The sequence below is a fragment of the Bradyrhizobium sp. USDA 3311 genome (assembly GCF_054062495.1).
The window spans coordinates 3,727,798-3,751,817 of the sequence record NZ_JBSSFI010000001.1; the positions used below are offsets into that span (position 1 = coordinate 3,727,798).

Consider the following 24,020-nt stretch of genomic DNA (forward strand, 5'->3'; position numbering starts at 1 on the left):
ACGATAAGAGAAAGCCAACCCCATGTCCGTCCGCATCGTCGACGTCCGCGAGATCACCAAGCCGATCTCATCGCCGATCCGCAACGCCTATATCGATTTCACCAAGATGACGACGAGCCTCGTCGCCGTCGTCACTGACGTTGTGCGCGACGGCAAGCGGGTCGTCGGCTACGGCTTCAATTCCAACGGCCGCTACGGGCAGGGCGGCCTGATCCGCGAGCGCTTCGCCTCGCGCATCCTGGAGGCCGATCCGAAGAAGCTTCTGAACGAGGCCGGCGACAATCTCGATCCCGACAAGGTCTGGGCCGCGATGATGATCAACGAGAAGCCGGGCGGCCATGGCGAGCGCTCGGTCGCGGTCGGCACCATCGACATGGCGGTGTGGGACGCGGTGGCGAAGATCGCGGGCAAGCCGCTGTTTCGCCTGCTCGCCGAACGTCACGGCGTCAAAGCCAACCCGCGCGTGTTCGTCTATGCCGCCGGCGGCTACTACTATCCCGGCAAGGGGCTCTCGATGCTGCGCGGCGAGATGCGTGGCTATCTCGACCGCGGCTACAACGTCGTGAAGATGAAGATCGGCGGCGCGCCCATCGAGGAGGATCGCATGCGCATCGAGGCGGTGCTGGAGGAGATCGGCAAGGACGCGCAGCTCGCCGTCGACGCCAACGGCCGCTTCAACCTCGAGACCGGCATCGCCTATGCCAAGATGCTGCGGGACTATCCGCTGTTCTGGTACGAGGAGGTCGGCGATCCCCTCGACTACGCGCTGCAGGCCGCGCTCGCCGAATTCTATCCCGGTCCGATGGCGACAGGCGAAAACCTGTTCAGCCACCAGGACGCCCGCAACCTGATCCGCTATGGCGGCATGCGTCCGGACCGCGATTGGCTGCAATTCGACTGCGCGCTGTCCTATGGCCTCTGCGAATACCAGCGCACGCTCGAAGTGCTGAAGACCCATGGCTGGTCGCCAAGCCGCTGCATCCCGCATGGCGGCCACCAGATGTCGCTCAACATCGCCGCCGGCCTTGGCCTCGGCGGCAACGAAAGCTACCCGGACCTGTTCCAGCCCTACGGCGGCTTCCCCGACGGCGTGCGCGTCGAGAACGGCCACATCACCATGCCGGACCTTCCGGGCATCGGCTTCGAAGGCAAGTCGGATCTCTACAAGGAGATGAAGGCGCTGGCGGAGTAATTCACTCCACGCCGCGCATGTATCGTTGCGATAGTCGCGAGAACTCTCCCCAACGTCGTCCTGGCTTTCGCCAGGACGACAGAACCCTACGACAGCCGCATATCCAGCAGCCGCCGTCCTTCGCCCTTCAGCAGCTTCTTCACCGCGCTTGAGGCAACGATCTCGCCGTCATTGGCGTAGGCTTCGTGGTTCTTCTCGATGTCGTCGAGGCGGTAGAGGTAGTTGACCATCACGCCGGCCGACTCGCGCACGCCCTTGGGCGAGAGGTCGCCGAGCCAGTTGATGCGCTCGAGCCGCGCGCCGTTGCCGAGATGGAAGCGGGCGACGGAGTCGATCAGCCGGCCCTTCGGGGTGCGGGCCTTCAGGAAGTAGTGCGCCGCGAGCGGCTCCAGTATGCCGCGCAGCAGTGCCGTCGTCTCGGGGTTCTCGAACCATTTGGGATCGTCGAGGCGCTTCAGCACCTCGCGATCCTCGTCCGACAGCGGCAGCTCCTTGTCCTGCTTGACCCATTGCATGAAGCCCGGCACCGGCGACAGCGTCACGAAGCTGTCGAGCTTCGGCAATTCGCGGCGCAGCTCTTCCACCACCTGCTTGATCAGGAAGCTGCCGAACGAGATGCCGCCGAGGCCACGCTGGGTGTTGGAGATCGAATAGAACACGGCGGTGCGCGCGCGCTCGATCGGCAGATGCTGGCGGTCGACCGCCAGCAGCGGCGCGATCGCGCCGGGGATCGTCTCGGTCAGCGCTACCTCGACGAAGATCAGGGGCTCGTCCACCATCGCCGGATGGAAGAAGGCGTAGCAGCGGCGGTCGACCGGATCGATGCGACGGCGCAAATCGTCCCAGTCGCTGATCTCGTGGACGGCTTCATAGCGAATGATCTTTTCGAGGATGTTGGCCGGGGTTGACCAGTCAATCCTGCGCAGCACGAGAAACCCCCTGTTGAACCACGAAGAAAGCAGATGCGAGACGTCGCGATCGAGCGCGGCGAGATCGGTGTGTCCGTTCATCATGCCGAGCAGGTCGGCACGCATGTTGACGAGGTCGCCGGTGCCGCCGGGCGCGCGGTTGAGGCGGCGGATCAGCTCCTGCCGGCGCGGCTCGGAGGCGAAATGCAGCGAGCTCGCGTCCTCGTCGCTGGGCTTGGCGCGCCATTTCTCTATCGCCTTGGACAGGCGTTCCCGGTCGGGGCCGAAATCGCGCACCAGCGCCTCGAAGAAGGCGCGGCGTCCTGCCGCATCCAGGTCCTGGTAGAGATCGAGCACCTCGCGCGCCATGGCTGTGCCGGAGGCTTCGCCCCGGCCCGACAGCAGCGCACCGCAGAGCGCGATCAGGCCGTCGGCGTCCTGTTTGGTATCCGCGGAATCGCGACGAAGCAGCGTACGGCCGCGCTCGGAGATGGTGGCGAGGAGATCGGAGAAGAAGGCGTTAGCCATCTGGGCCTTTCGAAACCGGTTTGTGCGGTGCGGAAGCTTACACGGGATTTAGGCAGAAGCCGATCACAATCAAGCAGGGGAATTTGGCAACTTTAGTCAGGGCAGGCGACTCAGGAACGTTGTCATGCCCCGCGAAGACCGTCGCGCTTCACAACCGCTGTCATGCCCCGCGCAGGCGGGGCATCCAGTACGCCGCGGCGTCTCGGTTCTAGCCGCGCCGTCTCGGAGTACTGGATTGCCCGCCTTCGCGGGCAATGACACCGGGAGTGGAGCGGCGAGCAACGACACCGAGGTTGCCGCTACCCCTTCCCCGCAAACTCCGTCGGCGTCCGCCCTGTCACCTGGCGGAACGCGGCCGAGAACGCCGGCACGCTGGCATAGCCGAGCTGGGTCGCGAGCTGCTTCACCGAAACGTTCGCATCTGTGGACAGCCGCTGGATTGCCGCGGCGATCCGGGCGCGCTGGCACCAGCTCTTGAAGCTCAGTTGCGTCTCCGTGGAGAACAGCCGCGACAGCGTGCGCGCGGAGGTTCCGACCTCGCGCGCCAGCGTATCGATGTCGTGCAGGCCGGTTGGGTCGTCGAGCACGATCATCGCGGCGCGCCGGCAGCGCGGCTCGCGCGGCAGCGGCACGAAGGTCGCGGAATCCTCGGCCTGGTGCAATTCCAGCATGACGAGGCGGACCAGCAGCTCGGTGCGCTCTTCCGTGTTGCGCGCGTCGAACAGCGCGAGGATCGCCTGGTTGAGCAACGGCGAGACCCGCACCACGAATTCCTTGGTCAGGCCTTCATAGCGTTGCTCGCGCTTCAGCCAGGGCAGGTCGAAATACAGCGTGCGCAACTCGATGTCGGCGAGCAGGTCGATGGCATGCTCGAGCCCGGCCGGGACCCAGACGGCGCGGTCCGGCGGCACCAGCCAGCGGCCCTTCGGTGTCGTCACCTGCATCGTGCCCTTGGCGGCATAGACGAGCTGCGCCTCGCGGTGCATGTGCGGATCGAGCCGCAGGCCCCTGGGGTAGTCACGCGCGACCAGATGCACGCCCGCAGGCGAGCGATGGTTGCTCCGGACCTCCCGGAGGATTGGCGTTTCCAAGACAGTCATTGGCTGCATCCCGTCATTTGCCCGAAATATAACTCATTTCGGAGCAGGAGAGGATTCGTATGAACAGCCCCAGCCGGGTCATCAGTTTCGTCAACGCAGGCCATTTCATCGACCATTATTCGATGCTGATCTTCGCCGCCGCCGTGATCATCATGGGGCCGGCGCTCGGCATGGCCTATTCGGAACTTTTGCCTTACGCGACGCCGGGCTTCATCGCGTTCGGCGCGGGCTCGCTGCTGACAGGCTGGCTCGGGGACCGCTGGAGCCGCCGCCACATGATGCTGATCTTCTTCGTCGGCATTGGCCTCTCCATGATCTCGGTCGGCTTCGTTCAGACCCCGGTTCAGCTCGGCGCGGCGCTGCTGGCGATCGGCATCTTCGCCTCGATCTACCATCCCGTCGGCACCGCCATGATCGTGTCCTATGCCGACAGGCTCGGCCGCGAGATGGGCATCAACGGCGTCTGGGGCAATCTCGGCGTGGCCTCGTCCGCGCTGGTGACCGGCGTGATCGGCCAGTATCTCGGCTGGCGTTTTGCCTTCATCGTCCCCGGCGTCGTCACCATCCTGATCGGCATCGCCTTTGCGATGATCGTCGTGCACGAGGACCGCAAGGGTTCGAAGCAGGCGGCGGCGCAGGCGCGCGTCGCCAAGCAGGACATGTGGCGCGTGATCCTGGCGCTGCTGATCGTGGTGATCGCGATCTCCACCACCTTCAACGCCGTCACCGTCGCGCTGCCAAAACTGTTCGCGGAGCGGCTCGCCGATCTCACCAGGAGCCCGGCGCTGCTCGGCGTCATCGCGGCCTGTGTCTACGTGTTCGGCGCCATGACGCAGTACACGATCGGCCGGCTGCTCGACCGCTATTCGCTGAAGACGGTGGCGCTGCCGCTGTCCTTCATGCTGGCGCCGTTCCTGTATCTGGCTGCGAGCCTGTCCAATCTGCCGCTGATCCTGGTCTCGATCGGCATCGTCATGGGCGCGTTCGGGCAGGTCACGGTCAACGATGCCATGGTCGGCAAATACACCACGGAGGAGTGGCGCTCGCGCGCCTATGCCGTGCGCTATTTCGTCGGCTTCACCGCCGCCGGCGCCTCCGTCGGCCTGGTCGCCTGGCTCTACGAGCAGGGCGGGTTCGTCACCATGCTGCACGCCTTCGCCGCGCTCTGCCTGCTCGCGATCGCCGCCGCGTTGATCCTGCCGCGCGAGATCCGGACGCCGCAAGCGGCGTGAAGGGCAGTGAGGCGGGCGGCTCGCGCCACCCCGTCATTCCGGGGCGTCGCACAGCGACGAGCCCGGAATCCATTTACCCGCAGCTTCTGCCGCCCAATGGATTCCGGGCTCGCGCCCATCGGCGCGCCCCGGAATGACCGAAGAGATGCGCGCAGCTGCTTCAACCTCGTCATTGCGAGCGTAGTGTTCAGCCCGGGCACATAGCTTACACCTGTTCGGGGAGATGGTTGACACTTTTGGGGTTACGTAGATCGATCGTTTCGATCTGGTGAGCGGCAAAGAATATTCCAAACTTTCCCTCAGCACTGAGCTGACGAATGGCGAGTTTCTCACCACGGAAGGCTTGCGGGACTTTCCAGAGCCGTCCCTTGAAGCTGACATAGGCCTTCGTGGTGGAGACGGAACGGACGATCTCGCCCTCGTCGTACTCCACCGTTGGAAGGCGATCCGGCATGAGGCGCTGGCTTGGTCGATAACGGCTTGCGGGCACATCGAAGCCCAATGCCTCGTGCGGCCGATCTAGATTGTAGACGGCTCGCCATTGGTCAAATGCCCGCTGGACATCGGCAAGGTCCCGGTAGCGCTTGAAGGCGAGAACCTCGGCCTTCAGGCTGCGATGGAACCGTTCGTTCTTGCCTCGGCTCTGGGGATGATAGGGCCGGCTGTGGATCGTGCGGACGCCGAGCTTGAGAAGCCACACCGTCAGCGTGGTCCAGGGGTCTTCAAGGGTGAAGCCCCAGGGGCCGCCATTGTCGACGAACATCGCATCCGGCAGTCCGTAGCGATGGAACGTCGCCTCAAGATGTCCTCGTACCGTCGAGCCTCGTTCGTTGTCACAGGCTGCCAGGCATAAAGCGCGAGTGATCGTCTAGCGTCGTCAGTGGATGACAAGACACGCCGTTCTCCAGCGCACTGTGCCCCTTGAAGTCCATTTGCCAAAGCTGGTTGGGCGCATCCTTCTCAAAGCGAGTATAGGGCTGTCCAGGCGTGCCCGCGGGCTCCTTCACACGATCGTAACGGCGTAAAATTTCGTGCACGGTCGATATCGCGGGAGTGGCTTGCCGATTGCGCTTCAGGCGATGCGCGAGCTTGCGCGCACCCCAGGCCGGGTGCGCATCTCGCAGCTCGACAATCTGCTGCTCGGTCGCAGCAGCTGTACGCTCCGGACTGTGATGAGGTCGTCGCGACCGGTCTGCCAACGTCGCATCGCCCGCTTCGTACCGCTGGATCCACTTGTAGCCGGTCTGGGCGCTGATGCCGAACTGCCGGCACAGCCTCCGCCGGTTCACTCCCTCCTGCTTGGCAAGCATCACAAACTCTCGCCGTTGATCCATGACAGACACCTCGCGCCACGGCATCGCTCGCCCCCTTGTTTGACGAATCGAGCCGATTTTGACGTGTCAACCATGTCCCCGAACACCCGTCAGTCATGTCTCCGGGCTAAACAGTAGCGAAGCAATCCAGAATCTTTCCGCGGAGGGACTCTGGATTGCTTCGCTGCGCTCGCAATGACGGGGGAGATGGCGGCACATCGTGCATGCCACCCATCATGCCATTCTGCCAGTGTCTTGCCCGACGGGTCAAACGCTGGCGTCGCTGAAAAAACCTCAACGCCATCAACGCCGTTCTACTGTGCATGGGGTTGTTTTCGACTTTTTTATCGGAGCGGGCCTTCCGCAGAAGAAGCCTACGGCTTCACCTCCACGGCCGGCTGCACCTTCGGCGCCTTCTTCGACGCCCGCCAGTTCTCGAACCGCTGCACCACCACGAAGAACGCGGGCACGAACAGCACCGCGAGGCAGGTCGAGGCCAGCATGCCCGAGAACACGGTGATGCCGATCGACTTGCGGGCGCTGGCGCCGGCGCCGGTCGCGATCACCAGCGGCACCACGCCGAGGATGAAGGCGAACGAGGTCATCAGGATCGGGCGGAAGCGGGCGCGGGCCGCCTCGATCGCCGACACCAGGATCGGCTTGCCGTCGCGGCCGTGCAGCTCCAGCCCGACCTCGACGATCAGGATGGCGTTCTTGGCCGACAGCGCGATCAAGAGGATCAGGCCGATCTGGCAATAGAGATTGTTGTCGATCTTGAGGGCGTTGAGGATCAGCATCGGCCCGATCAGCGACAGCGGCACCGCCAGGATCACCGAGATCGGCGCGTACCAGCTCTCGTACTGGCCGGCGAGCACGAGATAGACCAGCAGCATGGCGAGGCCGAACACCCAGTAGATCTGGTTCGAGACCGCCTTCTCCTGGTAGGACATCGCGGTCCATTCATAACCCGTGCCCTGCGGCAGCGTCTTGTCGGCAATCTCCTCCATCAGCTTCAGCGACTGGCCGGACGAGTAGCCCTGTGCCGGCAGGCCGATGATTGTCGAGGAGGGATAGAGATTGTAGAGGCTGATCAGCGACGGGCCGGTGGCCGGCGTGATCGTGGCCACCGTGCCGATCGGGATCATGTCGCCGTTCGAGTTGCGCACCTGCATGTTGGCGATGTCGCGCTCGGTGACGCGGAAGGCCGGATCGGCTTGCGTATAGACCTGGAACACGCGGCCGAACTTGTTGAACTGGTTGACGAAAGACGAGCCGAGATAGGTCGACAGCGCGGAGAACACCTGATCGGTGGTGACATGCAAAGTCTGGGTCTTGATGCGGTCGATCTCGACGTTGAATTGCGGCACCGACGAGCGGAACGAGGACTGGACGCGCTGGAGCGCGCTCTGGCTCTGGCCGTTGGAGACCATCGCACCGGTGATCGCCTGCAGCTTGGCGAAATCGCTGTTGCCGTCGCGCAGCTCGACCTGCATCGAGAAGCCGGCAGCGTTGCCGATGCCCTGGATCGGCGGCGGCGGCAGCACGATGGTGCGCGCCTCCATGATCACAGCGAGCTTGTCGTTGAGACCGTAGACCAGCGAGCGCAGATCCTCGCCGGGACCTTTGCGCGCGTCCCAATCCTTCAGGATGATGTAGGCGACGCCGGCATTGGCAAGGCTCGCGCTGCTGTCGAGCGCGGAGATGCCGGCGATGGTGATGACCTGCTGGACGCCCGGCGTCTCCTTGATGATCTCGCTGGCCCGGTCGAGCACCTTCTGGGTCCGCTCCAGCGAGGCGCCGTCGGGCAGTTGGATGGCGGCGATCAGATAGCCCTGGTCCTCGATCGGCAGGAAGCCGGTCGGCACCCGCGACAGGCCGTAGCCGCCGATCCCGATCAGCACCAGCGCCACCGCGACCGACACCGTGGCGTGCCTGACCAGGAAGGTGATCAGCCGCGTGTAGCCGCGCTCGACGCGGTCATAGACGTTGTTGAAGCCGCGATAGAAGAAGTTGCGCCGCTCCGGCGGCACCGCCGGCCGCAGCCACAGCGCGCATTGCGTCGGCTTCAGGGTCGCCGCGTTGATGGCGGACAAGAGCGCGGTCGCCGCGATCACCAGCGCGAATTGCGAGTAGATGCGGCCCGTGAGGCCCGCCAGGAACGAGGCCGGGAGGAACACCGAGATCAGCACCAGCGTGATGCCGACGATCGGCGCGAATAGCTGGTCCATCGCCTTGATCGCGGCGTCGTGGCCGTTCATGCCCTGCTCGATATTGTGGGCGGCGCCTTCGACCACCACGATGGCGTCGTCGACGACGATTCCGATCGCCAGCACGATCGCGAACAGCGTGGACATGTTGATGGTGAAGCCGAGCGCCGCCATCGCGGCGAAGGCGCCGATGATGGTCACCGGCACGGTCGTTGCCGGCACCAGCATGGCGCGCCAGTCCTGCAGGAACACCAGGATCACGACCAGCACGAGCAGGCCGGCCTCGATCAGCGTCATGTAGACCTCGTGCACCGAGGCCTCGACGAATTTGGTTGTGTCGAACGGCGTGTCGTATTTGATGCCTTCCGGGAAGCGCTTGGCGAGCTCCGCCATCTTCTTCTCAACGGCCTGCTCGACCTGGAGCGCGTTGGCGCCCGGCGACTGGAACACGCCGATGCCGACGGCGGGCTGCTTGTTCAGCGAAAAGATCTGGCTGTAGGTCTGCGCGCCGAGTTCGACCCAGCCGACGTCGCGCACCCGCGTGACGTCGCCGCTGGTGCCTGACTTGACGATGATGTTCTCGAACTGGCTGGTGTCGTCGAGCCGGCCGTTGACGTTGAGCGTGTATTGGAACGCCTGGCCCGGCGGCGTCGGCGGCGCGCCGACCTGGCCGGCGGAGACCTGCTGGCTCTGCTGCTGGATCGCCTGGATCACGTCCTGCGGCACGAGGCCACGGACTTGCAGCTTGTTCGGGTCGAGCCACACCCGCATCGAATACTGGCCTGCGCCGAACACCGTGACGTTGCCGACGCCGGGCAGGCGCGAGAGCTCGTCGCGGATGTTGATGGTGGCGTAGTTGCTCAAATAGAGACTGTCGAACCGGGAATCCGGCGAGGTCAGCGTCACGAACAGCAGGATCGAGGTCGATTTCTTCTGGACGGTGACGCCCTGGTTCTGCACGGACGTCGGCAGTTGCGACAGCGCGCTGGAGACGCGGTTCTGCACCAGCACCTGCGCGAAGTTGAGGTCGGTGCCGATCTTGAAGGTCACGGTCAGCGTATAGGTGCCGTCGGAGCCGCTGTAGGACTGCATGTAGAGCATGTCCTCGACGCCATTGACCTGTTGTTCGATCGGCAGGGCTACCGTGTCGATCACGGCCTTGGCGCTGGCGCCGGGATAGCGCGTGGTGACCTGCACGGTAGGCGGCACCACGTCGGGGTATTGCGCGATCGCGAGGTTGAACAGCGCGACGCCGCCGATCAGGATCATCAGCAGTGCGATGACGTTCGAGAGGACCGGCCGCTCGATGAAGAATTTTGAGATCATGGCAGGCAGCTCCTACTTGGCAGACGCCTGCGGCTGCTCGATCTTCGTCACTTGCGGGTCGATCTTCTGGCCCGGGATCACCCGCAGCAGCCCCGCGATCACGACGCGGTCGTCCGGCTTCAGCCCGCTCTCGATCACGCGCAGGCCGTTATCGGTGGGGCCGATCTGCACCTTGCGCTGCTCGACGACGTTGTCGCCATTGACCACCAGCAGATAGCGGCCGCCCTGGTCGCTGCCGAGCGCGGTATCGGGAACGAGGAGCGCGCCCTTCTCCTGGTCGAAGGGCACGCGGACGCGGACGAAATAGCCGGGCAGCAGCACCCGCTTGTCGTTGGGGACGAGGCCGCGCACGGCAAGCGTACCGGTCGACTGGTTGAGGGTCGGCGAGACGTAGTCGAGCTTGCCTTCATGCGGATAGCCGGTCTCGTTCTGGAGCCCGACTTGAATCGGAAATTGCTTGAGGTCGGTGGGCGTCAGTCCCCGGCGGGCCGCTTCGGCGCGGATGCGTAGCACGTCCTGCTCGTTGACGGTGAAGTTCACCCAGATCGGGTCCATCGCGACGATGGTCGCGAGCTGGGTCGGGGAGGAGACGCCGACGAGCTCGCCGATCGAGACCATGTGGGCGCTGACGACGCCGTCGAACGGCGCGGTGACCTTGGTGTAGCCGTAATTGACCTCGGCGATCCTGGTGTTGGCCTGTGCCTGCAGGAGATTGGCCTGCGCGTTTTCGCGGGTCGAGGTCGAGGTGTCGAGGGTCGACTGCGAGACCGCCTGGCGCTGCACCAGCTCGGTCTGCCGCTTGAAGTCGGCCTCGGCCTGCCGGAGCGAGGCCTGGGCGCCGGCCTCGGCCGCCTGCGCCTGCTCGAGCTTCAGCTTGTAGGTCTCGGGCTCGATGGTAAAGAGCTGGGTGCCCTGCTTGACGAAGGTGCCGTCCTGGTAGTCGATCGACTGCAGGAAACCCTGCACGCGCGCCACCAAGTCGACATTCTTGATCGGCGCGGTGTTGCCGGTGGCCTCGACATAGCGCGTCACCGGCCGCTGCACGGGCGTCGCCACGTCCACCTTGGGCGGGGGCGGAGCCACGTAGGCGTTCTTGTCCTCGCAGCCGGCGAGCGCGATCACGGCGGCCGTGGCGGCTAGCGCCCGTCCAACATGTCTCCACGCTCCATTGCGATGTGCGGGAGATGCGGGATTCGCGCGCGTCATTCGGTGGCCCCCGATTGCTGTCTGTCGGTGCGGCAGGCTACCAACAAATGTCCGGCCGTGGAACACCATAGCCATGGCGGTCGTCGGCCTTGCACGGCGAACGGCGGTGTGGCCTTTGACAGGTTTGTCATGACAAACCGCTTTTCACCGCGCGCACGATCGACCAGAATTGTGTCAAAGGTCGTGTGGCGGAAGCGAAGCGGTCGGGACGACGAGAACAAGAAAACGCGAGGAGAACATCACATGTCCGCGTCCGTCCAATCGGCCCTCTCCGGTCTCGTTCTCGCGGCGGCGGTTGCCATGCCCGCGCTAGCCGATGGGCTGAAGGACGAGATCGCGCCGACCGGCAAGCTGCGGGTCGCGATCGCAATCAGCCCCGCAGGCGGCGCATTCTGGTCGACCAGGACGGAAACCGGCTATGCCGGCGTGCCGGTGGACCTCGGCAAGGAGATGGCGGCCCAGCTCGGCGTTGGTGTCGAATATGTCGTGCACCAAAATTCCGGACAGATCACCGACGCGGCCAGCAGAGGCACCTGGGATGTCACCTGGCTGCCAAAGGACCCCGAGCGCGAGAGCAAGATGATGTTCGGGCCGATCTACGAGGTCGCGGACGCCACCTACATCGTCAAGGCTGGTTCGAACGTGACCAATTTTGCCTCGCTCGACCAGCCCGGCATCAAGGTCGCGGCCGTCAACGCCACCACCACCATGCGTGGCGCTGTCGCGCATCTCAGGAACGCTGAGGTCACCGGCTATCAGACCTATGACGAGATCTTCGGCCTCCTGAAGAGCGGCGAGATCGACGCCTTCGCGCTGTCGCGCGACCAGCTCAACAAGATGGCGCAGAAGATTCCCGGTACAAAGGTGCTGGACGAGACGTTCAAGAAGACGGTGACAGCCGTCGCGGTGCCGCTCGGCCACAGCCTGGCGCTGACCTTCGTCACCAAATTCATGAACGAGGCGACGATCAACGGCACCTTGCGCAAGGCCTATGACAACAATGGCCTGAAGGATTCTCCGATCCGCACCGAGTAAACGCCCGCTGTGGCGGGCTCCTCACCATGAGGGTCAAGGAAGGCAGCTTCGGGCAAATCGCCCGTGTAGAAAATCTTGTCTGAACAACTGCGCAAAGTGTCTCTTGCGTCAAACTGACACAGCTCTGTCATCGCGCGCCATTAACGTTCCCGGGGTCGGCGTCAATCCTTCGGGGCAACACAACAATGAAATCCAGATTTCTGACGACGGCCGCGATTTTCGCGGCCGCGACGGCACTCGCGTGCGCCATGCCTGTTCTCGCGGACGATTTCGGTCGGGACCGCGATCATGACCACGATCGCGATCATCACCGTCATCCGCATGACCTCCACACCGAGACGCCGATCAAGCATCTCGTGATCATCTTCAACGAGAACCGCTCGTTCGACCATTATTTCGCGACATATCCGAACGCGGCCAATCCGTCGGGCTCCATACCCTTCGTGCCGAAGCCGCACACGCCGAAGGTCAACAACCTCGTCACGGCGAACCTGCTGGTCAACAACCCGAACAACAGCCCGGCCAACGGCACCGGCGCGACGGATCCGTTCCGTCTCGACCGCACCCAGGCCAACACGCGCTCGCAGAACCATGCCTACACGCCCGAGCAGCAGGCGGTGGACAACGGCAAGGAAGACCTGTTCCCGAAATTCACCGGCCGCGGCACGGCCGGCGGCGCCGGCGCGTTCGGCACCAACGGCCAGGTGATGGGCTATTTCGACGGCAACACTATCACGGCCTTCTGGAACTACGCCCAGCACTTCGCCATGAGCGACAATCACTGGACCGACACGTTCGGTCCGTCCACGCCCGGCATGCTGGAAGTGGTCTCCGGCCAGACCAACGGCGCGCAGAACGTCGTCGGCACCTCGTCCTCGATCGCCGACGGCCAGGGCGGCCTGACGCTGATCGGCGACACCGATCCTGCCTACGATTCCTGCTCGAGCACGACCAGCACCGTGCTGATGACCAGCAAGAACATCGGCGATCTGCTCAACGACGAGCGCATCAGCTGGGGCAGCTTCATGGGCGGCTTCGACCTGACGCTCAAGAACGCCAACGGCACCACCGGTTGCGGCCGCAGCACCTTCTCGAGCAACGTCAACGGCACCATCGTGGACTACAGTCCGCACCACGCCTTCTTCCAGTACTACAAGTCGACCGCCAACCCGACCCATGCGCGGCCGAGCTCGGTCAAGGCGATTGGCCATACCCACGACTTCAACGGCAAGGTCGATCCGGCCAACCACAACTACGATCTCGAGGACTTCTACGCCGCGGTGAAGGCCGGCAACTTCCCGGCCGTCTCCTACATCAAGATGCCGGCCTTCCAGGACGGTCACGCCGGCAATTCCGATCCGCTCGACGAGCAGGTGGGCAATGTCGAGCTGATCAACTTCCTCCAGAAGCAGCCGGAGTGGCGCGAGACCGCGGTCATCATCACCTATGACGACTCCGACGGCTGGTACGATCACCAATATGTCGCGCCGAAGAGCGCCTCCTACGATCCGACCGCCGACCAGGTCAACGGTCCGGGCCTGTGCGGTCTCGGCCCGCAGAAGCAGCCGGCGCCGAAGGGGCTTAGCGGCAAGCCGGTGAACGGCCGCTGCGGTCCGGGCACCCGCGTTCCCTTCATCGTGGTTTCGCCCTATGCGAGGACGAACTTCGTCAGCCACACCTACATCTCGCAGGCCTCGGTGGTGCGGTTCATCGAGGACAATTGGCTGCGCGGCCAGCGTCTCGGCGGCGGCTCGTTCGACGCCAGCGCCGGGTCGATCATGGACCTGTTCGACTTCGATCATGATCATCGCCACGATCTCCGGGTGGACGCGCTGTTCCTTGACCCGACCTCCGGCACTGTCATGACCAGCCCGCCGGACGAGCATCACCATCACTAAGACGCAAGGTCATATGAACAGCCGCACCATGTGGCTTTTCGGCGCCGGCCTGCTTTGTCTGGCCGGCGCCGTCCTTGCCGTCGCGACGCAGGGATTTGCGGAAGCAAATCCCGCGGGTGCGAATCCGAACCCGGTTCGTCTCATGCGTCCGCCGGCCGCTCCGCTCTCGGCGATGGCGCAGCTCGGCAGGGAGATTTTTTACGACGCCTCGCTGTCGTCCTCGGGCGCGCTGTCATGCGCGTCCTGTCACAGCCCGGATCACGCCTACGGTCCGCCCAATGACGGGCCGGTCATGCTCGGCGGCGCGACCTTGTCGCGCCCGGGCGCACGCGCGGTGCCGTCGCTGACATATCTCGATCGCCATCCGAATTTCAGCATCGGCCCCGACAGGGGCGACGACGACAACGTCATCGACCTCGCGCAGATGGCCGCGCTCGGCCAGCAGGCTGCGCGCACCACCAAGACCGCGGGCGGTAGCGGCGCGTCGGCGAACATCGTGCCGCAAGGCGGCCTGTTCTGGGACGGCCGCGCCGATACGTTGCAGGACCAGGCGCTGTTTCCGCTGCTCGATCCCAACGAGATGGACGGCGGCAGCGCCGAGATCGTCGCAGGCAAGCTGCGCCGCGCCTCTTACGCCAGCCGCTTCGTCGAGCTGTTCGGCGCCCGCGTGCTCGACAATCAGCGGCTGCTGATCGCGGAAGCGATGTTCGCGGTGGCGCGCTATCAGGTCGAGGAGCCGAGCTTTCATCCCTACACCAGCAAGTACGACTATTGGCTCGAGGGCAAGGCGCGGCTGTCCGAGGGCGAGCTGCGCGGGCTGCAAGCGTTCAACGATCCCGACAAGGCCAATTGCGCCGGCTGCCATACCTCGGCACCGACCCGCGACGGCCTGCCGCCGCTGTTCACCGATCACCAATACGAGGCGCTCGGCGCGCCGCGCAATGCCGCGCTCGCCAAGAATCGCGACCCCAATTATTTCGACCTCGGCGTCTGCGGCCCGCATCGCACCGACATGCCCGAGCAGACCCAATATTGCGGCATGTTCCTGACGCCGACGCTGCGCAACACCGCAGTGCGCCACGCCTTCTTCCACAACGGCGTCTTCCGCAGCCTCGAGCAGGTGCTCGACTTCTACAATTTCCGCGACACCAATCCGGAGAAGGTCTTTCCGCGCGGCGCCGACGGCGCGGTGCGGAAATACGACGACCTGCCGCAAAAATATCACGCCAATGTCGACGTCACCGATCCGCCGTTCGATCGTCGCCCCGGCGACAGGCCGGCGATGACCGAGCAGGACGAGGCCGACATCATCGCGTTCCTGAAGACGCTGACGGACGGCTACAGACCGGAAAATTAGGGCGTGTGTGTATAAAAGCGGTCTGGGCGTGCGGGGGGCGCCGGCGCCACCAAGGCCTCGGCCGTGGTCGCCGCGGTTGAGCCAAAAGAGTCGGTTGTCGCCTGCATGAACACGCTGGCCGTTGCCACGGCGTGTCGCGGCTATATTCAAAAGAACTCGAGCGAAGGAAAGTGATTGACCAGTCTGTCCCAGAGCGAGAACGGTGGCCGTGGCTGCCTTTTGGCATCCCTGAGGGATAGACACCGCGGTGCCAGTCTCATCCCGTAATAAAGGTTCGCTCCGGAGACGCTCTGACCGCCCTGTATGCTGACAGTCGGATCGAAATTATTCTTTATCAGGTCTGTCGTTTGTTCCACGGAGCCCGCCGCTGAATTGTCGTAGGCCGCCACGTATTTCGTCGACGCCTTGAGGACCCGCTGTCCCTGGCAAACGTACTCGCCGTTTTCCAGATACCGTTTCACTTCCCGATCACAGGACTCGCGACGGAATAGCTCCTCAGCGATGATTGATAGGTCTTCAAGTGAGATCTCCAGCACTTGAACGTCATCGAGCTCCAGCTTTACAGCTTCCGCCAATTTTGCATCGGTATGTGACTGAATCGAACGCACGACTTTTGAGTCGAGCGAATATTGCGTCTTTCGTAGTTCGGAGGTGACTTGGGTTGCAGAAGATGACGTGCGGGTGACGCCAACCAGTCGCTCAGGCGAGACTTCGCACAGCATGTCGTAATCCTGGCCGTTCGGAGAGACATGATAGATGGAGCCTGGAGCGCGCAGGAGCACCGGCGGCGTTATCGGGTGAAAGCCGATAGCGGTGATTGCCTCGTTGAGTTTATTTGGGGGCGTGTGGTGACGTATCGCAGCCACGGATGCCAGTGGTGCGATGCTCACGATCGTCACTAATGCCCCCCACTTGATCAATGGGCGCATTGGAATTCTCCGCCGATTATCCGCAACAATAGTTTCCGCAGGGGCGCGCGCATGCGTTGGCCGAATCTGCCGGAATAGCCGTCGCGAATGCGGCGAGAGCAAAGATCAAAAGCAGTGCTGCGAACTTCATGACCTGTCCTCCTATGGGTTGACAGATGTTCGCTCGACTTGACGTCCGGAAACCCATGACGCCTTGGCGCCGGGAAGCGAGACATCTTCTCGCCAAGCTACGCGCGGCATGGGGCCGCCGATATGAACCAGCTCACACTCTATCTAGAATTGTGGCGGGTGATCTCGCCCTTCTGCATGTCGTCGTTACCAAGGAACGACCGCTGTCGGTCACAAGACGATATCAAGATTATGAGTCTGCCCTAGCTCGTCATGCCCGCGTGCCACGCGGCGAGCACGTCCTTCTCTTCGTCGCTGGTGAGACCGATGACCGGCCCGTTGCCGGCGCGGAGCCAGTCGAACGTATCGCGCACGGTGGCGGCCACCGGGCGCGAGGTCAATCCGGCCTCGCGTGCCGGCGAGGTGTCGCGTGTCAGGAAGCCGGCGAAGTCGGGCAGGGGCAGCCACATCGGCAGTGATCGCGGACCTGCCCAGCGCCGTACGTCATGCGCTTCCAGGAAGGCGCGATCGACCCAGGTGAAGGTGCAGGCGGAGTTCAGCGCGGATGCACATTCGGTCAGGAATTCGCCGCGCGTGCGCACCGGTCCAATCCCGTCATAGATGCCGGTCAGGCCAACCTCGGCCGCATGCACGATCCATTGTGCGAGATCGCGCACGTCGATGAACTGGACGGCATCGTCAGGCGCTCCCGGCGCCAGCACCTCGCCGCCGCGCGCAAGCCGGGCCGGCCAGTACGCGAACCGTCCCGTCGGATCCTCCGGCCCGGCGATGAGGCCGGCCCGGCAGATGAAGGCATCAGTGCCGACGGCCTGCTCGCACGCGACCTTGGCGGCGCCATAAATGGCGTCGGTGCTGTGCTCGACGTCTTCGGTCATGGGCTCGCGGAGCGGCGCCGTGTCGGCGCGTTGTCCCGGTATGCGGTTGTCTGCGTAGACGCTGATCGTGGAGACGAAGGTCCAGTGCATGCCCGGCCGCTTCAGCGCCGCGACGGCGCGGCGAACCTGGCCGGGATGACGCGAGACGTCGACGACGGCATCGAATGTCTCACCCGCGAGCGGCGCGAGACCGTCCGCGACGTCGCGATCGATCCGGACCAGCCGGCTGCCTGCCGCGATCGGCCCGGCGAGACCGCGGGCGGCGCAGGTCACGTGGTGACCGCTGGCGCAGGCATGGGCCGCAATCGCGCGTCCGAGAAACTGGCTGCCGCCAAGGATGAGGATGCGCATGAAACTGCCCGTGCTGCTGATGAGATCACGAGCCTACTACGTCCGGTAGCGGTTACAACCGATGCCTCAGTGCGCCCTGATCTCCGCGTATTTCGCCATCGCCTTCTCGAACTTCCGGTTGAACAACCACATCGCAGCGAGAATCTCGCGGAAGCTTGCCGAGCTGCGCGATCTGTCGGCCTGGCCGAACGCGAAGATGCTGTTGTTGCGCAAGTGCCTCATGATCGTGGGGCTCGACACCCGGTAGTTCAGGAGATCGCCCGATTTGAGCGCGGACCGCGTCGGGGTGGGAACGATCTGGATCAGCTCGAACAGCTTCATCTGGTCGATCGGGTCGGGCAGCGTCTTCACGATTCCCGGGATCTCCCGGAACAGATCCGCATGCGCGTTCATCAGACCGTTGCGGACATTGGTCCAGTGATTGAAACGATGATCGGTGCCGCGGGCGCGTGCCTCTTCCCTGTCGTCACGCGCGGCCAGCGCGGGATCGGCCGCCGCGATCTCGCTCTTGATAGACTCCCATTTCCTGCGGCCGTTGCGGTCCTCGGACGGGCCGGTCTGGAAGCTGCCCATATAGGTGTTCGAGCGCGCATTGCGGACGTTCTGCTTGCCGTTGGTCTCGGCAAAGAACAGCCCGAGGCTGATACGTCCCGCAGCTTCGGCGTGGCCAGACGCAAGTCCCTTGGCGCGCGCGATAGCGACTGCGAGATCGACGACGTCCTTGAACGGCGTCGGCGAGTTCTGCGCGCCGGCGGGCGGCGCCTCCATGATCTCGAAGAGTCCAGCATATTCGTCGACCAGCGGCTCGATGTCGGCGTCGAAATAGGCCGGCGGAATCTCGAACTTGTTGGGCTTGCCGATCCGCGACGGCATGGCGTCGGTGAGATCCTTGTAAGCACTGATGACCGCGACGCGTGCCAGATAGAGCGCCTGTCCCGGCAGGTTCGGCAGCGGCTCCTTCGCCGCGATCTGTCGGCGCCGCTCGGCAAGGATGGATTTGAAATCGCCGAGCGCGCGATCGTAGGTGGCGAGCGCCTCCGATTGCCTCGCCGTGAGCGTTTGTGCCTGGCTCGCCGTGAACGTCGTGAGGATCAGCCCAAGCACCGCCAGGGCTGCGGCGGCGTGACATCGTCGTCCCATGGCGGGTTCCCGTGTGCCGGAGATTCGTCGATCATGGGATCGTAAACATCAAACGCGCGGACTGGCGAGTTGCAAATCCCGCTCAGCCCGGGTTCTCCGACCTTACGCTGTGGCCCGGTAGTCCGGCGCCGTCGCCAGGAACTTCGCATAGGCATCCGCATCCGGCGGCTGGAAGTGTCCGGCGAGCCCGCCGCGCTTCTGGTTCCTGGCGCCGATATCGGCCATCAGCTCGTCGAAATGGCGATAGTGATAGGGCGCGACGCACAAGCCGCCATAGACGCCGGCGGCCGGCCGCTCGACGCGCTTGAAGTGCAGCATCATCTCGATGTTGTCGCGCATCGCCTGCGCCGTCGGCTGGTTGGCGAGCTGGCCGTCGGCGTAGCGCACCAGCCAGTTGGCGGCGAGATCGGCGCAGAGCACGGTGCAGAAAGAGGAGTTGAAGCCGACGAAGCCAAGCTCCGGCAGATCGGGGTTGGCGATCAGCCGGTAGAGCCGGTACTGACCGTCCGCGTCGACCAGTTTCTGCTGATAGGCCGCGGGCAGGAACGGCACGCCGAGCTTGTAGCCGATCGCGAGCACCGCGACGTCGGCGCCGACGCGCTCGCCGCCGCTCATCACGATGCTGTCGCCCTCGTAATGATCGAACGTGCCGAACACCGCCTTGATGCGACCGTCCGCGACCATCGGATAGAAGCCGGGCGTTGCGATCGGCACCGAGCAGTTGACGCCGTCCTCGATCCGCTCTTTCGGCACCATCTTGCACGGGCCAAGCTTGAGCTGCGCCTTCAACAGGCTCTCCAGCCCGCGCCAGTTCGCCCAGATCAGGGGCGCTGCGATGCGGTGTGCGAGCCGCGCCATCGCGCTGGCGCCCCAGCCCGGAAACATCTCCTCCTGCGCACGGATGTAGAGGATGCGCTTGAAGTTCACGAGGCCGCCGATGAAATAGGGGATCCGCCAGACCGGCTCGCGCATCACGATGGTGACTTCGCGTGCGCCTGATTTCACCGCGTTCACCGCGATGTCGGTCGCCGATTTCGAGCCGCCGAGCACGACGACGCGGCGTCCTTTCGCCAGCGCGGGATCGCTGTATTTCGACGAATGCAGGATCTGGCCGCCCTGCGCCAGGAATCCGTCCTCGCCCGGGCAATGCAGCTCGCGCGGCTCGTTGAACTGCCCGATGCAGACCGCGACGAAATCGAAATCCTCGTTCGTCGCCGTGTCGTCCTTGTTGGTCAGCGCGAGCGTCCAGCCCGGCTTCCCGTCGGCGCGGCGCGCCATGCCGGCGACCTCGGTGTTGAGGCGCAGCATGCGGTCGAGGCCGAAGCTTTTGGCGTAGTCGGCGAGATAGGCGTGGACCTGCGGCCCGGTCGGCCATTCCGGATAAGCGTCCGGCATGGCGCGATCGGTGTAGCGGTAGAGATCCTTCGGGCTCTGGGTCTGCACGTCAGGATAGGAGCGCGCAGGCTCCCAGACACCGCCGAGATCGCCGCTGCGCTCGAGAATGGTGACGCGGTGGCCGCGGGTGGAGAATGCCTTTGCGGCGGCGAGACCGGAGACTCCGGCACCGATCACGCAAACATGCTTGGGACTGACCATGGGATTGCTCGCAATCAGGGTGTTTCGCGCGCAAGCGGCCACGTTCGGCCGCAAGGTGCGGCCGGCGGGGCTGCAAGCAGATGAAAGGCGACGGGGCTGCGTCTAGTCGTTGGCCTCGGGCGGCAGGAAGTCGACCTCGTGCAGTGCCGAGATGCGCACGACTTCGGCAGGGTCGGTCAGATTGTGGAGCTGGTTGAACAGCGCCTCGAGCTTCTGCATCGGCGAGACCCAGAACAGCGCGCGGCAGGGCTTGTCAGATTTGTTGAAATAGCCGTGCGGGATGCCGCGCGGCATGCGCACGAGGTCGCCGGCATGGGCTTTGACCCAGACGCCGTCGAGCTTGAGGTCGAGCGTGCCCTCCTGCACCAGGATGAACTCGTCTTGGGTCGGATGGATGTGCACCGGCACGAACTGGCCGGGATCGCTGTTGGTCTCGAACGCGAAGGTGGAGTCGGTGACGGCCTTGGGGAAATAGACCTGACCAAGGATGTTCCAGCTCTTGCCGCCATAGCCCGTGCCAACAGCGGTTATGCCCTTTTCGAGTGCAGTCATGGCTCGCTCCTCATGGATTCCGGCGAGGATGGAGCTTCGGCCAGCGACCGGCTGCCTGTCTATCCGCTAAACGAATCCGGATGGAGCTTTTGCCATGCAGCACGACGATTTTGCGACGCGGCCCTTTCCGCGTCCAGGGAACTATTATAGGCTTAAAGCAATTCCGTGACGCGAAGCGTGGTCGACGATGTCCGCAGCCGTGCTGGAAATGAGCGCAAGTGCGTCCGCAGCAGAACGGCTTGCGGACTTTGCCCGCGTCGCCACCGATGATGTCGATGAGGCAGCCGAGCAGATTGGACGCATCTTCTGTCCGCACGATCTCAAGCCGGCGCAGGCGCGGGCGGCCGGCTTCTCCGCCCGGCACAATTGCGCGGCGTTCGACGGCTTTTCCATCAACTACGTTACCTATGGCGGATCGGTCAGCATCGATCCCGGCTGCCTCGAGCGCTTCTTCCTGCTGCAGGTTCCGCTCACGGGCACCGCCCGCATTCGTGCCGGCGCCGGCGAATTCGATGCCGTACCGGACCGGACGGCGTCGCTGCTGTCGCCGACGATCCCGACCCGGATGATGTGGAGCGACTGTGCCCAAGTGATCCTGTTGCTTGACCGCCGCATGGTCGAGCAGCGCGCCGCGGCCTTGTCGGGGAGGGTCGCGGGCACGGTCGAGTTCGATCCTGTGATCGACCTGGATGCGCCGTCGGGGCGGGCCTTGCGGACCAGCCTTGGCGGGCTGATGACGCTCGCCGAACGTCTTGGCCCCTCCGGCAGGCTTTCACCGGTCGCGACCGCCGATTGGCGGGAGGCGCTGCTCGATCACCTGCTCAATGGCCAGCGTCACGGCCTGTCGGATGCGATCAGGACGTTCTCGGGGCAAGCCGAGCGTCTGCCGCGTGCGCTTCGCGTCGCGCGGGACCGTCTTGCGGACAGTGCCGGCGAGCCGCTCGACCTTGCGCAGCTCGCCTGCGCCGCCGGGATCGGCATCCGCGCGCTCCAGCTCGGCTTCCGCCGTCATTTCGGGGTTTCGATCTCGGAGATGCTGCTCGACATGCGCCTCGCTGGTCTGCACGCCCGGCTCGCGCAAGCCCCGCCCGATGCCTCCATCACCGAGATCGCCTTCGATCTCGGCTTCACTCATCTCGGCCGCATGGCCGGCGCCTATCGTGAAAAATTTGGCGAGACGCCGTCGGCAACGCTGCGGCGAAGGATGAGCTAGCGCGAGAGCTACTTTCGTGACCGCGTCGTGCCGCTGTCTTCAGCTGCTTGCCTGCGCAAAAAGCCCTCGACATCGGCCTGCACCGAGTAGGGCGTCGGGATCGGGTCGCCCGCGGAATCGACGGCGGTGTCGAGAGAGCGGCGCAGCATGCGCGCGAGCTCGGCCTTGCGATAGGGTTTTGTCAGAAGCGGGGCGCCCTTCGTGGCGCGGCCCTGCGCGTGCATCGAGTCGTAGGCGTATCCGGAGGTGAACATTACCCGCAGGGACGGCCGCGCGGCCACCATCTGCTCGGCGAGCTCGCGTCCGTTGATGCCGCCGGCCATCACGATGTCGGTGAACAGCAGGTCGAACGCCTTGCCCTCAGCGGCGATGGCGAGCGCTTCGGTCGCGTTGGCGGCGGGGATGACCTTGTAGCCGAGGCTCTCGAGCTGGACCGTGACGTATTGGCGGACGTCGCGATCGTCCTCGACGCAGAGGATAGTCTCCTGTCCGCCCACGACCTTGCGATCGTCATAGCCGGCGGGGCGCAGAGTGCTGGTCTCGGCCTTCGGCAGGTAGATCGTGAATGTCGTGCCGCGGCCTTCCTCGGACGCGACCTTGATGCCGCCGCCGGATTGCTTGACGAAGCCGAACACCATGCTGAGCCCGAGCCCCGTGCCCTTGCCGACCTCCTTGGTCGAGAAGAACGGATCGAAGATCCGCTCCAGGATCGCCCGCCGGATGCCCGTGCCGGTGTCGGCGATCTCGATCTCGACATAGTCGCCGGCATAGCCGGCGCCGACCGCCACGGCCTCGCGCACGCCGAACACGACGTTGCGTGTGGTCAGGGTCAGCCTGCCGCCGTCCAGCATGGCATCGCGGGCGTTGATCGCGAGGTTGAGCAGCGCCGAGCTCAGCTGGCCGCGGTCGACGAAGGCGAGCCAGACCTTGCTGTCGAGCTTTGTCACGATCTCGATCTTCTTGTCGAAGGTCGCCAGCAGCAGTTTGGCGAGCTCCTCGAGCAGTTCGTTGACGTCGATCTCCGTCGGCTGCAGCGCCTGCTTCCTTGCAAAGGACAGCAGGCTCGAGGTCAGCGCGGCGCCGCGATCGGCGGCCTCGCTGATCAGCTTGGTGATGGTCGCAAGCGGCGGATTGTCCTTTACGGCGTCGGCAAGGATCTCGATCGTGCCGGTGATCACGGTGAGCATGTTGTTGAATTCGTGCGCGATGCCGCCGGTGAGCTGCCCGACCGCCTCCATCTTCTGGGCCTGTATCAGCTGCTCCTCGGCGGCGCGCTTCTGGGTGATGTCCTTGACGAAACTGTTGATGATGGTGCGCCCGCCAAGCCGGAGGGCCGTGCCCGACGCCTCGACCAGGATCGCATCGCCGTTCCTGTGCAGCAGGCTCACCTCGAAGCGAATGCCGATTGGCGTATCCGACAGTTCCGGCAGCAGCCGCATCATGCGCTGCCTGAAGCCGGCGCGGAGCGGCTCGGCGACGAGGAGGTCGACGACGTCGGCGCCGATGGCCTCCTGCCGCGACCATCCGGTCAGGGCTTCGGCCTGAAAGCTCCATTCCACGACGATGCCGCGTTCGTCGGTCTGAATGAAGGCGTCGAGCGCGGTCTTGATGACGGCTTGCGTCATCTGTGCGCTCTCGGCGACGGCCTTCGCCCGATCGGCCAGTTGCGCGGCAGCCCGCTCGGCTTGCGACGTCTCGATCGCGCGCGTGCAGAGACGCGCGAGCAGCACCGCAACGACACCGCTCGCCATCAGGGCGATGAGCTGGGCCATGCCGAACCCGCGCGGGCCGGCGGTGCCGGTCATGGCATAGGAAGCGAGAAGGAGTGCGGCGGTCACGACGACCTGGGTGGCCATCGCAAATGTCACAACCCCCCTGAGTTTCATGGCCTCACATCCAAGACGCCAGCCGCGGACCGTACCGGCCCCGTCCT

General features: G+C 64.6%; 16 protein-coding genes and 1 pseudogene. 6 read left to right on the top strand and 11 right to left on the bottom strand.

Annotated features, from left to right (window positions below):
* Positions 1–22 precede the first annotated feature (22 nt).
* Complete coding sequence (tarD, locus tag ACVWW6_RS17710) at positions 23–1,192, top strand: D(-)-tartrate dehydratase (RefSeq protein WP_028174563.1); 1,170 nt, start codon at positions 23–25, stop codon at positions 1,190–1,192.
* Between the two features lie 86 nt (positions 1,193–1,278).
* Here tarD and ACVWW6_RS17715 read toward each other — a convergent pair whose 3' ends face one another.
* A complete protein-coding gene (locus tag ACVWW6_RS17715; RefSeq protein WP_456681139.1) occupies positions 1,279–2,628 on the bottom strand; it encodes a malonyl-CoA decarboxylase in 1,350 nt (449 codons plus the stop codon).
* Positions 2,629–2,927: 299 nt separating this feature from the next.
* Entirely contained in the window at positions 2,928–3,728 is an 801-nt protein-coding gene (locus ACVWW6_RS17720; RefSeq protein ID WP_161533618.1) for an AraC family transcriptional regulator, read from the bottom strand.
* 59 nt (positions 3,729–3,787) lie between these two features.
* On the opposite strand from ACVWW6_RS17720, the gene ACVWW6_RS17725 reads away from it, so the two are divergent.
* A complete protein-coding gene (locus ACVWW6_RS17725) occupies positions 3,788–4,960 on the top strand; it encodes an MFS transporter (protein ID WP_161533619.1) in 1,173 nt (390 codons plus the stop codon).
* A gap of 205 nt (positions 4,961–5,165) precedes the next feature.
* Here the strand turns inward: ACVWW6_RS17725 and ACVWW6_RS17730 are convergent.
* The 3 genes and pseudogenes from ACVWW6_RS17730 to ACVWW6_RS17740 form a co-directional block, all read right to left on the bottom strand.
* Positions 5,166–6,318, bottom strand: a pseudogene (locus ACVWW6_RS17730) (IS481 family transposase).
* Positions 6,319–6,647: 329 nt separating this feature from the next.
* Positions 6,648–9,806 carry an efflux RND transporter permease subunit gene (locus ACVWW6_RS17735; protein WP_456681140.1) on the bottom strand — a complete coding sequence of 1,053 codons (3,159 nt, stop codon included), beginning with the start codon at positions 9,804–9,806 and terminating at the stop codon, positions 6,648–6,650.
* A 12-nt stretch (positions 9,807–9,818) separates the two neighbouring features.
* Positions 9,819–11,012: an efflux RND transporter periplasmic adaptor subunit gene (locus tag ACVWW6_RS17740; protein ID WP_456681141.1), complete on the bottom strand. Its 1,194-nt coding sequence runs from the start codon at positions 11,010–11,012 to the stop codon at positions 9,819–9,821.
* A 243-nt stretch (positions 11,013–11,255) separates the two neighbouring features.
* Here ACVWW6_RS17740 and ACVWW6_RS17745 point away from each other — a divergent pair, with 243 nt between their 5' ends.
* The 3 genes from ACVWW6_RS17745 to ACVWW6_RS17755 all read left to right on the top strand — a co-directional run bounded on the left by ACVWW6_RS17745 (position 11,256) and on the right by ACVWW6_RS17755 (position 15,302).
* Entirely contained in the window at positions 11,256–12,047 is a 792-nt protein-coding gene (locus ACVWW6_RS17745) for an ABC transporter substrate-binding protein (RefSeq protein ID WP_456681142.1), read from the top strand.
* A gap of 185 nt (positions 12,048–12,232) precedes the next feature.
* On the top strand, positions 12,233–13,945 hold the full coding sequence (locus tag ACVWW6_RS17750; protein WP_456681143.1) for a phospholipase C: 1,713 nt from the start codon (positions 12,233–12,235) through the stop codon (positions 13,943–13,945).
* A gap of 13 nt (positions 13,946–13,958) precedes the next feature.
* Positions 13,959–15,302 (top strand): cytochrome-c peroxidase, encoded by a 1,344-nt coding sequence (locus ACVWW6_RS17755; protein WP_456681144.1) that lies wholly within the window; start codon positions 13,959–13,961, stop codon positions 15,300–15,302.
* A gap of 146 nt (positions 15,303–15,448) precedes the next feature.
* Here the strand turns inward: ACVWW6_RS17755 and ACVWW6_RS17760 are convergent, their stop codons facing one another.
* The 5 genes from ACVWW6_RS17760 to ACVWW6_RS17780 form a co-directional block, all read right to left on the bottom strand.
* Positions 15,449–16,231: a hypothetical protein gene (locus tag ACVWW6_RS17760; protein ID WP_039185849.1), complete on the bottom strand. Its 783-nt coding sequence runs from the start codon at positions 16,229–16,231 to the stop codon at positions 15,449–15,451.
* A 371-nt stretch (positions 16,232–16,602) separates the two neighbouring features.
* Complete coding sequence (locus ACVWW6_RS17765; RefSeq protein ID WP_456681145.1) at positions 16,603–17,586, bottom strand: NAD-dependent epimerase/dehydratase family protein; 984 nt, start codon at positions 17,584–17,586, stop codon at positions 16,603–16,605.
* Between the two features lie 66 nt (positions 17,587–17,652).
* Positions 17,653–18,726 (bottom strand): hypothetical protein, encoded by a 1,074-nt coding sequence (locus ACVWW6_RS17770; RefSeq protein ID WP_456681146.1) that lies wholly within the window; start codon positions 18,724–18,726, stop codon positions 17,653–17,655.
* A 102-nt stretch (positions 18,727–18,828) separates the two neighbouring features.
* Positions 18,829–20,322, bottom strand: coding sequence for a flavin-containing monooxygenase (locus ACVWW6_RS17775; protein WP_456681147.1), 1,494 nt, complete (start codon positions 20,320–20,322; stop codon positions 18,829–18,831).
* Between the two features lie 102 nt (positions 20,323–20,424).
* A complete protein-coding gene (locus ACVWW6_RS17780; protein ID WP_011089457.1) occupies positions 20,425–20,874 on the bottom strand; it encodes a cupin domain-containing protein in 450 nt (149 codons plus the stop codon).
* 187 nt (positions 20,875–21,061) lie between these two features.
* Between ACVWW6_RS17780 and ACVWW6_RS17785 the strand changes: the two genes are divergently transcribed.
* Positions 21,062–22,087 (top strand): AraC family transcriptional regulator, encoded by a 1,026-nt coding sequence (locus ACVWW6_RS17785; protein WP_161533628.1) that lies wholly within the window; start codon positions 21,062–21,064, stop codon positions 22,085–22,087.
* An 8-nt stretch (positions 22,088–22,095) separates the two neighbouring features.
* On the opposite strand, the gene ACVWW6_RS17790 is transcribed toward ACVWW6_RS17785, so the two are convergent.
* Complete coding sequence (locus ACVWW6_RS17790; protein ID WP_456681148.1) at positions 22,096–23,973, bottom strand: ATP-binding protein; 1,878 nt, start codon at positions 23,971–23,973, stop codon at positions 22,096–22,098.
* Between the last annotated feature and the right edge of the window lie 47 nt (positions 23,974–24,020).